The sequence below is a fragment of the Pannonibacter sp. SL95 genome (genome assembly GCF_026672425.1).
Taxonomy (GTDB): domain Bacteria; phylum Pseudomonadota; class Alphaproteobacteria; order Rhizobiales; family Stappiaceae; genus Pannonibacter.
This window is the reverse complement of sequence record NZ_JAPPRC010000003.1, coordinates 1,230,390-1,244,202: the sequence shown is the minus strand read 5'-3', so window position 1 is coordinate 1,244,202 and position 13,813 is coordinate 1,230,390. Positions and strand designations below refer to the sequence as shown.

Sequence of the window (13,813 nt, the reverse complement as noted above, 5' to 3'; positions counted from 1 at the left end):
ACAGTTTCCTCATTGACCCAGACGGCGTCGCGTCTATTAATTAATCCAACAATAATTATTCGGTGCTGCCGGCGGAACTTTCCCGGCAGGGAGGACGCTGAATGAGCAGGGCAGGAACAGCCGGACAGTCGGGCACAGGGGCGGGGCGCGGCAGCAACTCGGCCCAATTGCGCCGGTACAATGAGCGCCTTGTGCTGCAGATCCTGCGGCGCGCCGGCGAGGCCTCGAAGGCAGATCTTGCGCGTGCCGCCAACCTCACAAATGCAGCGATTGGTGCAATCATTCAGGATCTCGACACCGAGGGACTGATCGAGGACGTCGGCAAGCGCCATGATGGTGGCCGGGGACAGCCGGCGACAATGCTGCGTCTGGCACCGCGCGGGGCCTTCGGCTTCGGCGTCCGGCTCGGCCGCGCTGGCATCGAAACCGTGCTGGTCGATTTTGCAGGCCGCGTCATCGGACGCAGCGCACATGACATGGTCCTGCCAGTTCCGGACAAGGCCATCGACATCATGCGGCGCGACATCGAAGGCCTGCATGAACTGCTCACGCCGGCCGAGCGCCGGCGCATCACCGGAATTGGCCTGGCGCAACCCTTCAACCTGGGCGCTTGGCTGCGGGAACTTGGTCTGCCGGCGGAAAACTTCAAACCGTGGGACGAGGTCGATGTGGCCTCGGCACTGGAGCAGGCGACCCGGCTGCCGGTTTTCGCAGAGAACGACGGCACCGCCGCCGCTGTCGCAGAGCTGTTTTATGGCATCGGACGCAATGAAGACGACTTTCTGTACCTGTTCATTGGCCCGGCCATCGGCGGTGGCCTGATCCTGCACGGCGATGTGGTTCGCGGCCGCACCGGCAACGCAGCCGATGTTGCCGTCATGCCGGTCCTGCCGAGCCGTCTCGCCAGTGCGCCACGGCCCAAGGGACAGTGGGATATCCTGCTGACACGGGCCTCGCTGGGTGCGCTGGCCCGTCATCTGACGCCGGGCACGGGCCTGCGGCCCCTGCGCTCCGATCTCGAACAGGCGATCTCGGCTGGCCGGCCGGAAGTGGCCGAATGGCTTGACGACTGCATTGACGCCCTGACCCCGACGATCCAGGCCGGACACGCCCTGCTGGATGTGCCGCTGGTCGTGGTCGACTGCGATGTCGATGGCGGCCTGCTGACGACGCTGCTCGCCCGGCTGCAGGCGGCCCTGGAGGCTGGAGCGCCGGAGGCAAGGCACGCGCCGCGCGTTGCACGCGGCAGTTTCGGTCAGGATGCCGGTGCGCTTGGCGCCGCCAGCCTGCCGATGTTCTTCAACTTCTCTCCAAGGGCCTCGATCCTGACTGGTGGGGCCCAGGCAGTTGCCGTGAACGGCAACGCACGACCGGAGATGCTGCCCCGGGATTGACGGGGAAACTGGACATGCGTGCGCTGCACGCCCGAAATCGCCCTGCAGGCAACTGGTCGGCCTGCGGACGGGAGGACTGTTGCCAACGGCCAGGGAGGAAAACCAATGATCCGCAAGATGCTTCTCGCCGGTTCCATTCTCGCCGCCATGGGCGCAATGCCCGCGCAGGCAGCCGGAACCAGCGCCTGCCTGATCACCAAGACCGATACCAATCCCTTCTTCGTCAAGATGAAGGAAGGCGCGACCGCCAAGGCCGCCGAGCTTGGCGTCACGCTCAAGGCCTATGCCGGCAAGATCGATGGCGACCATGAAAGCCAGGTCGCTGCCATCGAGACCTGCATCGCCGACGGCGCGAAAGGCATTCTCATCACGGCATCGGACACCAAGGCCATTGTCGACAGCGTCAAGCAGGCGCGCGACGCCGGCATTCTGGTGATCGCACTCGACACCCCGCTGGAGCCGATCGACTCCGCCGACATGACCTTCGCCACCGACAACTTCAAGGCCGGCACGCTGATCGGGTCCTGGGCCAAGGCAACGCTGGGCGACAAGACCAAGGACGCCAAGATCGCCATGCTGGACCTGTCCATCAGCCAGCCGTCGGTCGACGTACTGCGCGATCAGGGCTTCCTGACCGGTTTCGGCATTGACGTCGCCGACCCGAACAAGTGGGGCGACGAAAAGGATCCGCGCATCGTCGGCAACGAAGTCACCTCGGGCAACGAGGAAGGCGGACGCAAGGCGATGGAAAACCTCCTGACCAAGGATCCGATGATCAACGTCGTCTACACCATCAACGAGCCGTCCGCTGCCGGTGCCTATGAGGCGCTCAAGGCCGTGGGCCGTGAAAAGGACGTACTGATCGTGTCCGTCGACGGCGGCTGCCCGGGCGTGAAGAACGTTGCCGAAGGCGTCATCGGTGCCACGTCGCAGCAGTATCCGCTGCTGATGGCGGCCCTTGGCATCGAAGCCATCAAGACCTTTGCCGACACCGGCGCGAAGCCGAAGCCGACCGAAGGCAAGGCCTTCTTCGACACCGGCGTTTCGCTGGTCACCGACAAGCCGGCTGCCGGCGTTCAGTCGATCGACACCAAGGAAGGTCTCAACAAGTGCTGGGGCTGACCCTGGCGCCGTCTGACCTGACCTGACACCAGATCCCCGGCCTCACGGGCCGGGGATCACTGGCCAGCCACGCTGAGGGGGAGAGCATGAGCGAACAAAGTCCGGCGCGACAAGATTTCGAAAAGGGACTGGAGGGCAGCGCCACGCGCGTCGCCAGTTTCGAAACCCAGGACCGATCGCCCTTGGCGCGGCTGCAACACGCCCTTCATGCCAACCCGGCCGGCGTTCCGCTGATCGTATTGAGCGCATCGGTGCTGATCTTCGGCATCATCCTCGGCGAGAAGTTCTTCACCCCGTTTTCACTCACCCTGATCCTGCAGCAGGTTGCCGTCGTCGGCATCGTCGGCGTCGCGCAGTCGCTGGTGGTCCTCACCGCCGGCATCGACCTTTCAGTCGGCGCGATCATGGTGCTGTCGTCGGTGGTGATGGGGCAGTTCACCTTCCGATACGGCTTGCCGGCGGAAATTGCTGTGCTCTGCGGCCTGGCAGTCGGGGCGCTGTGCGGCTTCATCAACGGCGTTCTGGTTGCCGTCATGCGGTTGCCACCCTTCATCGTCACGCTCGGCATGTGGCAGATCGTGCTGGCCTCGAATTTCCTCTATTCAGCGAACGAAACGATCCGCAGCCAGGACATCTCGGCTGAAGCGCCGATCCTCCAGTTCTTCGGCGAGAAGATCAATATCGGCGGCGCGGTGTTCACCTACGGCGTCATCCTGATGATCCTGCTGGTGCTGCTGTTCAACTACCTGCTCAACCACACCGCCTGGGGCCGCCATGTCTATGCCATTGGCGATGACCCCGATGCCGCCGAACTGGCAGGCGTCCGGGTCTCCAGGGTCCGGATCTCGGTCTACACACTGGCTGGCCTGATCTGCGCCTTTGCCGGCTGGACCCTGATCGGCCGCATCGGCTCGGTGTCGCCGACGGCCGGCCAGTTCGCCAACATCGAATCCATCACGGCCGTGGTGATCGGCGGCATCTCGCTCTTTGGCGGCCGCGGGTCGATCCTCGGCATGATCTTCGGGGCCTTGATCGTTGGCGTGTTCTCGCTGGGCCTGCGCCTCATCGGCACCGACCCGCAGTGGACCTATCTCCTCATCGGCGCGCTGATCATCGCCGCCGTCGCCATTGACCAGTGGATCAGAAAGGTTGCGTCATGAGCCAGACCCACGCTCACCCCGCGCCGGTTCTCACAGCCCGCGGCCTCGTCAAGCGCTATGGCCGCGTCGTCGCGCTCGATCACGCCGACTTTGACCTCTATCCCGGCGAGATCCTGGCCGTGATCGGTGACAACGGCGCTGGCAAGTCGACACTGATCAAGGCCATTTCCGGTGCCGTAACGCCGGACGAGGGCGAGATCCGGCTCGAGGGCCAGACAATCAACTTCACCTCACCGATGCAGGCCCGTGAGGCAGGGATCGAGACAGTGTACCAGAACCTGGCCCTCTCCCCTGCCCTGTCCATCGCCGACAACCTGTTCATGGGGCGGGAGATCCGCAAGCCCGGCTTTCTCGGAAAGTATCTGCGCACCCTCGACCGCAAGGCAATGGAGCGGATCGCCCGCGAAAAGCTGAGCGAACTGGGTCTCCTGACGATCCAGAACATCAATCAGGCGGTGGAGACCCTCTCCGGCGGGCAGCGCCAGGGCATCGCGGTCGCCCGCGCCGCCGCTTTCGGGTCAAAGGTGGTGATCATGGATGAGCCAACCGCCGCCTTGGGCGTGAAGGAAAGCCGGCGTGTGCTCGACCTCATCAAGGACGTGCGCGCCCGTGGTCTGCCGATTGTCCTGATCAGCCACAACATGCCGCATGTGTTCGAGGTGGCGGACCGGATCCACATCCACCGCCTCGGCAGGCGCGCCTGCGTCATCCGCCCGCAGGACTACAGCATGTCCGATGCCGTGGCCATCATGACCGGGGCAAAGGAACCGCCGCAGGATCTGGCAGCCTGATCTGCGCCGTGCTCCACGCGCTGGCCCGCCAGCTCCTCCGGCGGGCTTTCGCCGTAACGGAAGTCTGCGTCCTTCGGCATTGCACAAAAGAACCGCTTCCCTTATTAAAACGATTGAAAATTTCTGGCTGCCCTGATTTGGCGCCTGTCTCGGGAGATCTGGCTAATGGCCGTACGCGTGATCGAGGTGGATGATTTCGACCTGGTGGTGTTCGGAGGCACCGGTGACCTTGCGCACCGCAAGCTGCTGCCCGCCCTGTATCATCGCGATCTCGATGGCCAGCTTCCGGCCGGCGCACGCATCGTCGTCACCTCCCGCCGCGAGTTCTCGGGCGAGGAATACCGGGCCTGGGCGGAAGGCGCGCTCGGCGAGCACGTCAAGGATCTGGAGCCGGGCGCGCTGAAGCGCTTCCTCGACCGGCTTATCTATATCGCCATCGACGTTGCAACCGATGCAGGCTGGGCCGAACTCGGCGCAATCCTCGCCAAGCGCCCGAAAGTCATCCGGGCCTTCTACCTGGCCGTGGCACCCGACTTCTTCGGCACCATCTGCGATGGCATCGGCCGGCATGGGCTGGTCACTGCCAACACGCGCGTGGTCATCGAAAAGCCGATCGGCAAGGACGGCGCCTCTGCTCATGCCCTGAACGAGAGCATCGGCAAGGTGTTCAAGGAACACCAGATCTTCCGTATCGACCACTATCTCGGCAAGGAGACGGTGCAGAACCTCATGGCGCTGCGCTTTGCCAATGCCCTGTTCGAGCCGCTGTGGAACGCTGCCCACATCGACCACGTCCAGATCACCGTCGCCGAGTCGCTCGGCGTCGGCGGTCGTGCCGGTTACTACGACACGGCCGGCGCACTGCGCGACATGGTGCAGAACCACATCCTGCAGCTGCTTTGCCTTGTCGCCATGGAGCCGCCGGAGTCCATGAATGCCGACAGCGTGCGCGATGAGAAACTGAAGGTTCTGAAGGCGCTCGCGCCGATCACGCCGGAACTGGCCGAAAAGCACATCGTGCGCGGCCAGTACAAGGCCGGTGCATCCGAAGGCGGCGCCGTTCCCGGCTATCTCGACGAACTCGGCCGCGACGACAGCCTGACCGAGACGTTTGTGGCCCTGAAGGCCCAGATCGCCAACTGGCGGTGGGCCGGCGTGCCGTTCTATCTGCGCACCGGCAAGCGGCTGGCGACGCGCGTGTCCGAGATCGTCGTGCAGTTCCGCCCGATCCCGCATTCGATTTTCGGGCCGGAAGCGGGCGTCATTTCCGCCAACCGTCTCATCATCCGCCTGCAGCCGGATGAGGGCGTCAAGATGCAGGTCATGATCAAGGATCCGGGCCCGGGCGGCATGCGCCTGCGCCAGGTGCCGCTGGACATGAGCTTTGCCGATGCCTTCAAGGTCCGCAATCCGGATGCCTATGAGCGTTTGATCATGGATGTCATCCGCGGCAACCAGACCCTCTTCATGCGCCGCGACGAGGTGGACGCAGCCTGGGCCTGGGTTGACCCGATCCTGGAGTCCTGGGCGGCAGCCAAGGACCAGCCAAAGGCCTACACCTCCGGCACCTGGGGCCCGTCCGCCTCGATCGCCCTGATCGAACGCGATGGCCGCACCTGGGCCGAAGACGGCATCTGATACCGAAAACGGTGACGGCGAGACGCCGCCGTCACCGGACCGGCGGCACGGCAAGGCCCTTCGGGGGCCTTTTCCGGCACTAGCTTTAAATCGATTGAAATCAACTGCTTGCATCGCGCATTCGCGTGACCCCGATATCGGCACTGGGCTGGGGACGGCATCGGGGGCAGCCTGAGGGAGAGGTCCATGACCATTCACGCTCGCATCGGTGAAGTCACCGAACGCATCGCTCGCCGCAGCCATGACAGCCGCGCGCTGTACCTGGACCGCATCCGCGCAGCCGCTGAGAAGGGCCCGGTGCGCTCGCGACTGGCGTGCGGCAACCTCGCCCACGGCTTTGCCGCTTGCGGCCCGTCCGACAAGGCCGCCCTTGCCGGCGACGTGGTGCCGAACCTTGGCATCATCACCGCCTATAACGACATGCTGTCCGCCCACCAGCCCTACGAGACCTATCCGGAACTGATCCGGCAGGCCGCGCGCGAGGCAGGAGCTGTGGCGCAGGTCGCCGGCGGCGTGCCGGCCATGTGCGACGGCGTCACCCAGGGCCAGGACGGGATGGAGCTGTCTCTGTTTTCGCGCGATGTCATCGCCATGAGCGCCGCGATCGGCCTGTCACACCAGATGTTCGACGCGGCCGTATTCCTCGGCATCTGCGATAAGATCGTCCCTGGTCTCGTCATGGCCGCCCTGTCCTTCGGCCATCTGCCTGCCGTGTTCATCCCGGCCGGTCCGATGACCACCGGAATCTCCAACGATGAGAAGGCCAAGGTTCGCCAGCTCTTTGCCGAGGGCAAGGTGGGGCGCAAGGAACTGCTGGAATCCGAAAGCAAGTCCTACCACGGCCCGGGCACCTGCACCTTCTACGGCACGGCCAACTCCAACCAGATGCTGATGGAGATCATGGGCCTGCACCTGCCGGGCGCGTCCTTCGTCAACCCGAACACTCCCCTGCGCGACGCGCTGACCCGCGAAGCCGTCAAGCGTGCGCTCGCCATTACCGCATCCGGCAATGAATACACACCGGTCGGTGAGGTGATTGATGAACGCGCCGTGGTCAACGGTGTCGTCGGCCTGCATGCCACCGGTGGCTCGACCAACCACACCATGCATCTTGTTGCCATGGCCAATGCGGCCGGCATCAAGCTGACCTGGGACGATATTTCGGACCTGTCCGACGCCGTCCCCCTGCTCGCCCGCGTCTACCCCAACGGCAAGGCCGATGTGAACCACTTCCAGGCGGCAGGCGGCATGGGCTTCCTGATCCGTGAGCTTCTGTCGGGTGGGTTCCTGCACAAGGACGTGCGGACAGTGAACGGCACCGGCCTCGATGGTTACACGGTCGAAGCGCATCTCAACGACGATGGCAGCCTGCGCAAGGATCCGTCCCCGGCCCAGTCCGGCGACGAAAAGGTGCTCGCGCCCCTCGGCAAGGCATTCCAGTCCAATGGCGGCCTGAAGATGCTGACCGGCAACCTTGGCCGTGCGGTCATCAAGATCTCGGCCGTGGCGCCGGAGCGGCACATCATCGAGGCTCCGGCCCGTGTCTTCCACTCCCAGGACGCGCTGCAGGCAGCCTTCAAGGCAGGCGAACTGACGTCGGACATTGTCGCCGTTGTCCGCTTCCAGGGCCCCAAGGCCTGCGGCATGCCGGAACTGCACAAGCTGACGCCCGCGCTCGGGATCCTGCAGGACCGTGGTCACAAGGTTGCCCTCGTCACCGACGGTCGCATGTCCGGTGCCTCCGGCAAGGTTCCTGCCGCAATCCACGTGACGCCGGAGGCCTGCGCCGGCGGCTCCATTGCCCGTATTCAGGACGGTGACATCATCCGTGTTGACGCGGTGACCGGAACGCTGGAAGTGCTGGTGGATGAGGCGACCTTCAATGCCCGGCCGCTGGCGACGCAGGATCTGTCCGCCAACCAGTTCGGCGTCGGCCGCGACCTGTTCGCCGGCTTCCGCGCCCTCGTTGGCACCGCGGACGAAGGGGCTCATGTCTTCGGTGCCTGATCGTACCGGCACCCCGACCATCATTGCATAAGGAAATTCAGGAATGGCCCAGGATACCGCCCGTATCGAAGCTGTCATGCGTGCAGCCCCCGTCATCCCGGTACTGATCGTCGATGATCCGAAGAGCGCCGTGCCGATGGCAGAAGCTCTGGTCCGGGGCGGTCTGCCGGCAATCGAGATCACTCTGCGGACCCCGCGTGCGCTCGAGGCCATCAAGGCCGTTGCCGATCATGTTGAAGGGGCGATCCCCGGTGCCGGCACCGTTCTGGATGCCGCACAGTATGAGGCCGCGGTAAAGGCCGGTTCAAAGTTCATCGTGTCTCCGGGCGCGACCCCGAAACTGCTGGATGCTGCCGCGAACCATGATGTCCCGCTGCTGCCTGGCGCTGCGACCGCATCGGAAGTCATGGCCCTGATCGAACGCGGTTACCTGCGGCTGAAGTTCTTCCCGGCCGAACAGGCCGGCGGCGCTGCCTATCTCAAGTCGCTGTCTTCGCCGCTGTCGCAGGTGAAATTCTGCCCGACCGGCGGCATCAGCCTCGACAAGGCTCCGACCTATCTTGCCCTGCCGAATGTCCTGTGCGTCGGCGGATCCTGGATTGCCGACGCAAAGGCGATCGAGGCTGGAGACTGGTCCGGCATCGAAGCTCGGGCGCGTGAAGCAGCAGGCTTGCCGCGGTAATCGGGGAACGTCGACTCCCCCTTCGCCAAAAAGTTGCCACAATCCGCGCGGGCGGCCTTGAAAAGGCTGCCCGTCTTCCTTATGTCCGCGCGGCAACGGCGGGCGGTCGTAAGGGGTTTCACGTATTTTCAGCGGCACCCCTCGCACCCAGCCACAATTCGCTCGGATTCAGGTCTGTCGTGTGAATACGGCAGCGACGATCCGTCACCGCCGGCCGATCCGGCACATGTTTGAACAAGGGACATGCCACGCAATGGCGCTTGATATCGTTTTCCTCCTGGTCGGCCTCGTCCTGCTCTTCGCCGGTGGCGAAGGGCTCGTCCGCGGCGCTGTCGCACTGGCTGCCCGTCTCGGCATGTCTCCCCTGCTTATCGGCCTGACGGTCGTCGGATTTGGCACCTCGATGCCGGAGCTGGTTGTTTCGCTGAAGGCAGCTTTTGCCGGATCGCCTGACATTGCTGTCGGCAATGTGGTTGGGTCCAACACGGCCAACATCCTGCTCATCCTCGGCATTGCGGCGGTTATCTATCCGATCCCGACGTCCATCCCCGGCATCCGGCGCGACCTCTTCGTCATGCTGGCAGTTGCTGTCCTGACACTCGGCCTCGGCTACATGGGCGCACTGGATCGCCTAACGGGCGGCCTGATGTTCGCTGCTCTTGTTGGCTACATCGCTTACGCTGCCCTGTCCGGCAAGCAGGATGCTGACGAAGGCAGTCAGCCGACAAACATGCCGCTCTGGCAGCAGCTGGCGTTCATCGTCGTCGGTCTGGCAGCCCTCGTCTATGGCGCGGACCTGCTTGTCACTGGTGCAACGTCGATTGCCCGCAGCTTTGGCATTCCGGAAGCGGTCATTGGCCTGACGATCGTCGCGGTCGGCACCAGCCTGCCGGAACTGGCGACCTCAGCGGTGGCGGCGTTCCGCAAGCATTCGGAAATTGCCATCGGCAATGTCATCGGCTCGAACATCTTCAACATCCTGGGCATTCTGGGCATCACGGCGGTGCTGCACCCCGTCACCATCGCACCGACGATGGCGGCCTTCGACATTCCGCTGATGCTGGGTGTGACGCTGATGCTGGTCGCCCTGCTGCTCGCCGCCAAGAGCCTGTCTCGGGCTATCGGCGCAAGTTTCATGCTGCTCTATGTCGGCTATTGTGCCTGGCTCTTTACACAGACACCCGCAGTCTGACGTCTTCAGGACCGGCGCGCGTCAGGCGCGCCGCTCCACCTTGCCGCCGGCCTTCGTCCAGGCGGAAAAGCCACCTTCCAGGTGCACCACCGGCTTCAGCCCCATATCGAGGGCTGTTGCAGCCGCAAGCGCTGAACGCCAGCCACCCGCGCAGAAGAAGACAAAGGTCGCATCCCTGGCAAAGACGTCATTGTGATAGGGGCTTGCCGGATCGATCCAGAACTCAAGCATGCCGCGCGGGCAATGGAAGGCCCCGGGCATCATGCCTTCACGCTCCAGTTCGCGCGGATCGCGCAGATCAATGAAGATGTGATCCTCCCGGCCCAGAAGCGATTTCGCCTCCTGCGGCGGCACCGCCCTGACCCGAGCATTGGCTGCATCCAGAAGCGCCTGATAGCCTGTCGTGATCTCCTGTGGCATGTGCCCCTCCTTGCGTATCCGCCGTAATGCGGACCTCCTCTGTTCTTGCCAACAGTGGTGCCTGCCCTACAAACCTGACAAGCCCTTCCCGGCCTAAAACAGCCTAGGCAGAGCTACGGCCTATCGCAAACGGATCAAATGGCGTAAGGGACGCAAAATTCTTCAGGATCCGGAGTTGCAAATGCCCCTTTCTGCCGCCGAGCGCGACCTTCTGATCACACGGGCCGGCGGATGCTGTGAGCTTTGCGGTGCAACCACAGAACTGGCTGCCTTTGCTGTGGCTCCGCGACCGGGCGACACTGCCGACGAATCGATCCTCGCTTGCCGCGCGTGCCGGGACGGCCTGAACGGTGTTGCAGAACCCGATCACCGGTGGCGCTGCCTGACAGAAAGCGCCTGGAGCCAGGTGCCTGCTGTCCAGGTCGTCGCCTGGCGTACGCTCGAAGGCCTGAGCAGCGAGGACTGGGCTCGCGATCTCCTAGAGCAGCTCTACCTCGACGAAGAGACGATGGCCTGGGTCCATGCCAAGGCCGAAGCAGAGGCCGGCGCGGACGAAGGCAGCCAGCACAAGGATACGTTCGGCGCGGTTCTGAACGCCGGCGACACCGTGACCCTGATCAAGGATCTCAAGGTCAAGGGCGCCAACTTCACCGCCAAGCGCGGCACTGCCGTGCGCAACATTGCCCTTGTTCCCGACAATCCGGAACAGATTGAAGGCCGGGTCAACGACCAGCGGATCGTCATCCTCACCGAATTCGTCAAGAAGAGCTCCTGACGGACGCAGCCCCAACTGGAACCGGTCATTTCCGCCTGCAATCGGCAGCGGTCTGTGCTATCCCAAGCCCGCGCCGCCCTCAGGGTGGATTTCGATTTAAATCGATTTAGGAGCTCGCATGTTCACCGCTGATCATTGGCAGTCGCTGAAGTCTCACGCCGAAGCCCTCAAGGGCACCAGCCTGCGGCAGCTCTTCGCCGCCAACCCGGATCGTTTCGCAGAACTCAGCCGGTCTGACGCGGATCTCCTGATCGACTTCTCGAAGTCACGCCTGACGCCGGAGCTGCTGGCACTGCTCTGCCGGTTCGCGCGTGAAGCCGGCGTCGAAGCCCGCCGCGATGCCATGTTCGCCGGCGAGAAGATCAACGCGACCGAAAAGCGCGCCGTCCTGCATACCGCCCTGCGCAACCTGTCCGACAATCCGGTCATCGTCGACGGCGAGGATGTCATGCCGGACGTGCGCGAAGTGCTGGCGACGCTTGGGGACTTTGCCGAAGGCCTCAGGGCCGGCGAGATCACCGGCGCGACGGGCAAGGCATTCACCGATGTCGTCAACATCGGCATCGGCGGTTCGGATCTCGGTCCGGTCATGACCACCCTGGCGCTTGCGCCCTACCATGATGGCCCGCGCCTGCATTACGTCTCCAACGTGGACGGCGCGCATCTTGCCGACACGCTGAAGGCGCTCGACTCGGAAACAACCCTTTTCATCGTCGCGTCGAAGACCTTCACCACGATCGAGACCATGACCAACGCCCGCTCCGCCCGTCTCTGGGTGGCCAATGCGCTCGGCGAGCGGGCCGTGGGCGACCATTTTGCTGCCGTCTCCACCGCTATCGACAAGGTCGCGGCCTTTGGCATCGAACCCTCGCGCGTCTTCGGCTTCTGGGATTGGGTTGGCGGCCGCTATTCTGTCTGGTCGGCCATCGGCCTGCCGCTGATGATCGCCATTGGCCCGGACGCCTTCGCGGAATTCCTCGAGGGCGCCCATGCCATGGACCTGCATTTCCAGACCGCATCGGTCGAGGACAACCTGCCGATGCTGATGGGGCTGGTTGGCGTCTGGAACCGCAACGCGCTTGGCTATGCTGCCCGCGCCGTCCTGCCCTATGACCAGCGCCTGTCGCGCCTGCCCGCCTATCTGCAGCAGCTCGACATGGAATCGAACGGCAAGGGCGTGACCCTCGATGGCGCTCCGGTCAGCGTCGAGACCGGCCCGCTCGTCTGGGGCGAGCCCGGCACCAATGGCCAGCACGCGTTCTACCAGCTGCTGCACCAGGGCACGACGGTGATCCCGTGCGAGTTCATCGTCGCTGCGCAGGGGCATGAGTCGGACCTTGCCCACCACCACGAAATGCTGGTGGCCAACTGCCTGGCTCAGTCGGAAGCCTTGATGCTGGGCCGAACCGAAGCTGAAGCCCGCGCTCAGCTGGCAGCCGCAGGCCTGTCGCCGGAAGAGATCGATCAGCTGGCTCCGCACAAGGTGTTCCCGGGCGATCGCCCGTCGATCACCATCGTCCACGACCAGCTGACGCCCTTTGCGCTCGGCCGTCTGATTGCCCTCTATGAACACCGGGTGTTCGTGGAAGGCGTCATCTGGGGCATCAACTCGTTTGATCAGTGGGGCGTCGAGCTGGGCAAGGAACTGGCGACTGCCTTGCTGCCGATGGTCAAGGGCGAAGCGGATCCGGCGGCGAAGGACAGCTCCACGCGCGGCCTGCTGCAGGCGCTCAAACAGAACTGACGCTCTTGCGCGATGCAGGCTTCTGCCCCAAACATGACGCAGGGACCCGGGAACAAATCCGGGGCCCTGCGCGTTGACCAAGTGATTTAGATCACCGCATTATCGCCAAGTTAGCCTAGTATCGGCTAGGGCATTGGCTGCGGGACATTGACGCCTCGTCCGCAGGTTATGGGAGACCCATGATGAAGAAGTTTGTAGTCCTGGCCGTGGCAGGCCTCGCACTGGCCGCTTGCCAGTCTGACAGCCAGCGTGACCGTGCTCTGGTCGGCGGTGGCCTGGGTGCAGCGACCGGCGCCATCATCGGCGCAGCAGCAACCGGCGATGTCGGCGGCGCTCTGGTCGGCGGCGTGATCGGCGGTGCCGGTGGCGCGATCGTCGGCTCGGCAACCACTCCGAAGAACTGCGTTGCCTACGACCGGTATGGCCGTCCGTACCGCGTGGTTTGCCCGTAATCGGATCAGATCAAGGCCCGCGCCGGGTTTGGCTTTCGCCGCCCGGCCGGGCTCGTCTTGCCTTTCCGTGACGCTGGAGACCGCAGCATGGCATTGCGCCGTCTCGCGCACATTTCCGTTCTCTTGATTTGTGGCAGCCTTGCCGCCTGTTCGAGCACCAGCCAACGCGACCGGATTCTGGTGGGCGGGGGTCTTGGCGCTGCAACGGGCGCAGCGATTGGCGCTGCAGCCGGTTCGACCGCTGGCGCAGCACTGGCAGGCGCTGCCATCGGTGCCGTCGGCGGTGGCCTGATCGGGGCTGCGACCGCCCCACGCGAATGCATCGCCCGCGACGCCAACCGGAACCCCTACAAGGTCCCCTGCCCCTGACCGGCAGAGCCTGATGTCTGGACAATCCCAAAGGAAAAAGCCCCGGGCCAGTCACCCGGGGCTTTTC

Annotated in this window: 13 protein-coding genes; 12 read left to right on the top strand and 1 reads right to left on the bottom strand. The window is 64.3% G+C overall.

Annotated features, from left to right (window positions below; translation table 11 throughout):
• Positions 1-101: 101 nt before the first annotated feature.
• The 8 genes from OVA12_RS06445 to OVA12_RS06410 all read left to right on the top strand — a co-directional run bounded on the left by OVA12_RS06445 (position 102) and on the right by OVA12_RS06410 (position 9,986).
• On the top strand, positions 102-1,394 hold the full coding sequence (locus tag OVA12_RS06445) for an ROK family transcriptional regulator (protein ID WP_268135542.1): 1,293 nt from the start codon (positions 102-104) through the stop codon (positions 1,392-1,394).
• A gap of 105 nt (positions 1,395-1,499) precedes the next feature.
• Entirely contained in the window at positions 1,500-2,516 is a 1,017-nt protein-coding gene (locus OVA12_RS06440) for a sugar ABC transporter substrate-binding protein (protein WP_442793817.1), read from the top strand.
• A gap of 86 nt (positions 2,517-2,602) precedes the next feature.
• The gene (locus OVA12_RS06435; RefSeq protein WP_268135540.1) at positions 2,603-3,676 is read left to right on the top strand and encodes an ABC transporter permease; all 1,074 of its coding nucleotides are present in this window, start codon (positions 2,603-2,605) and stop codon (positions 3,674-3,676) included.
• On the top strand, positions 3,673-4,467 hold the full coding sequence (locus tag OVA12_RS06430; protein ID WP_268135538.1) for an ATP-binding cassette domain-containing protein: 795 nt from the start codon (positions 3,673-3,675) through the stop codon (positions 4,465-4,467). The genes OVA12_RS06435 and OVA12_RS06430 overlap by 4 nt, the downstream gene beginning before the upstream one ends.
• A 165-nt stretch (positions 4,468-4,632) precedes the next feature.
• Complete coding sequence (gene zwf / locus OVA12_RS06425; RefSeq protein WP_268135536.1) at positions 4,633-6,105, top strand: glucose-6-phosphate dehydrogenase; 1,473 nt, start codon at positions 4,633-4,635, stop codon at positions 6,103-6,105.
• A gap of 186 nt (positions 6,106-6,291) precedes the next feature.
• The gene (gene edd, locus OVA12_RS06420; RefSeq protein WP_268135534.1) at positions 6,292-8,112 is read left to right on the top strand and encodes a phosphogluconate dehydratase; all 1,821 of its coding nucleotides are present in this window, start codon (positions 6,292-6,294) and stop codon (positions 8,110-8,112) included.
• A 43-nt stretch (positions 8,113-8,155) separates the two neighbouring features.
• Entirely contained in the window at positions 8,156-8,794 is a 639-nt protein-coding gene (locus OVA12_RS06415; RefSeq protein WP_268135532.1) for a 2-dehydro-3-deoxy-phosphogluconate aldolase, read from the top strand.
• Between the two features lie 253 nt (positions 8,795-9,047).
• Positions 9,048-9,986, top strand: a complete 939-nt coding sequence (locus tag OVA12_RS06410; RefSeq protein ID WP_268135530.1) for a calcium/sodium antiporter — start codon at positions 9,048-9,050, stop codon at positions 9,984-9,986.
• 21 nt (positions 9,987-10,007) lie between these two features.
• Here OVA12_RS06410 and OVA12_RS06405 read toward each other — a convergent pair whose 3' ends face one another.
• Entirely contained in the window at positions 10,008-10,406 is a 399-nt protein-coding gene (locus tag OVA12_RS06405; protein ID WP_268135528.1) for a rhodanese-like domain-containing protein, read from the bottom strand.
• A gap of 181 nt (positions 10,407-10,587) precedes the next feature.
• Here OVA12_RS06405 and OVA12_RS06400 point away from each other — a divergent pair, with 181 nt between their 5' ends.
• The 4 genes from OVA12_RS06400 (at position 10,588) to OVA12_RS06385 (ending at position 13,746) form a co-directional block, all read left to right on the top strand.
• Positions 10,588-11,181, top strand: a complete 594-nt coding sequence (locus tag OVA12_RS06400) for a PhnA domain-containing protein (RefSeq protein ID WP_268135525.1) — start codon at positions 10,588-10,590, stop codon at positions 11,179-11,181.
• 118 nt (positions 11,182-11,299) lie between these two features.
• Positions 11,300-12,925, top strand: coding sequence for a glucose-6-phosphate isomerase (gene pgi, locus OVA12_RS06395; RefSeq protein ID WP_268135523.1), 1,626 nt, complete (start codon positions 11,300-11,302; stop codon positions 12,923-12,925).
• A gap of 182 nt (positions 12,926-13,107) precedes the next feature.
• Positions 13,108-13,377 carry a glycine zipper domain-containing protein gene (locus tag OVA12_RS06390; RefSeq protein WP_268135521.1) on the top strand — a complete coding sequence of 90 codons (270 nt, stop codon included), beginning with the start codon at positions 13,108-13,110 and terminating at the stop codon, positions 13,375-13,377.
• 87 nt (positions 13,378-13,464) lie between these two features.
• Positions 13,465-13,746, top strand: coding sequence for a glycine zipper domain-containing protein (locus OVA12_RS06385; RefSeq protein WP_268135519.1), 282 nt, complete (start codon positions 13,465-13,467; stop codon positions 13,744-13,746).
• Positions 13,747-13,813 lie beyond the last annotated feature (67 nt).

Excerpts from the sequence above, each read along its gene's own strand:
- OVA12_RS06445 (WP_268135542.1), top strand. The coding sequence starts at position 102 with ATGAGCAGGGCAGGAACAGCCGGACAGTCGGGCACAGGGGCGGGGCGC.
- OVA12_RS06440 (WP_442793817.1), top strand. The coding sequence starts at position 1,500 with ATGATCCGCAAGATGCTTCTCGCCGGTTCCATTCTCGCCGCCATGGGC.
- OVA12_RS06435 (WP_268135540.1), top strand. The coding sequence starts at position 2,603 with ATGAGCGAACAAAGTCCGGCGCGACAAGATTTCGAAAAGGGACTGGAG.
- OVA12_RS06430 (WP_268135538.1), top strand. The coding sequence starts at position 3,673 with ATGAGCCAGACCCACGCTCACCCCGCGCCGGTTCTCACAGCCCGCGGC.
- zwf (WP_268135536.1), top strand. The coding sequence starts at position 4,633 with ATGGCCGTACGCGTGATCGAGGTGGATGATTTCGACCTGGTGGTGTTC.
- edd (WP_268135534.1), top strand. The coding sequence starts at position 6,292 with ATGACCATTCACGCTCGCATCGGTGAAGTCACCGAACGCATCGCTCGC.
- OVA12_RS06415 (WP_268135532.1), top strand. The coding sequence starts at position 8,156 with ATGGCCCAGGATACCGCCCGTATCGAAGCTGTCATGCGTGCAGCCCCC.
- OVA12_RS06410 (WP_268135530.1), top strand. The coding sequence starts at position 9,048 with ATGGCGCTTGATATCGTTTTCCTCCTGGTCGGCCTCGTCCTGCTCTTC.
- OVA12_RS06405 (WP_268135528.1), bottom strand. The coding sequence starts at position 10,406 with ATGCCACAGGAGATCACGACAGGCTATCAGGCGCTTCTGGATGCAGCC.
- OVA12_RS06400 (WP_268135525.1), top strand. The coding sequence starts at position 10,588 with ATGCCCCTTTCTGCCGCCGAGCGCGACCTTCTGATCACACGGGCCGGC.
- pgi (WP_268135523.1), top strand. The coding sequence starts at position 11,300 with ATGTTCACCGCTGATCATTGGCAGTCGCTGAAGTCTCACGCCGAAGCC.
- OVA12_RS06390 (WP_268135521.1), top strand. The coding sequence starts at position 13,108 with ATGAAGAAGTTTGTAGTCCTGGCCGTGGCAGGCCTCGCACTGGCCGCT.
- OVA12_RS06385 (WP_268135519.1), top strand. The coding sequence starts at position 13,465 with ATGGCATTGCGCCGTCTCGCGCACATTTCCGTTCTCTTGATTTGTGGC.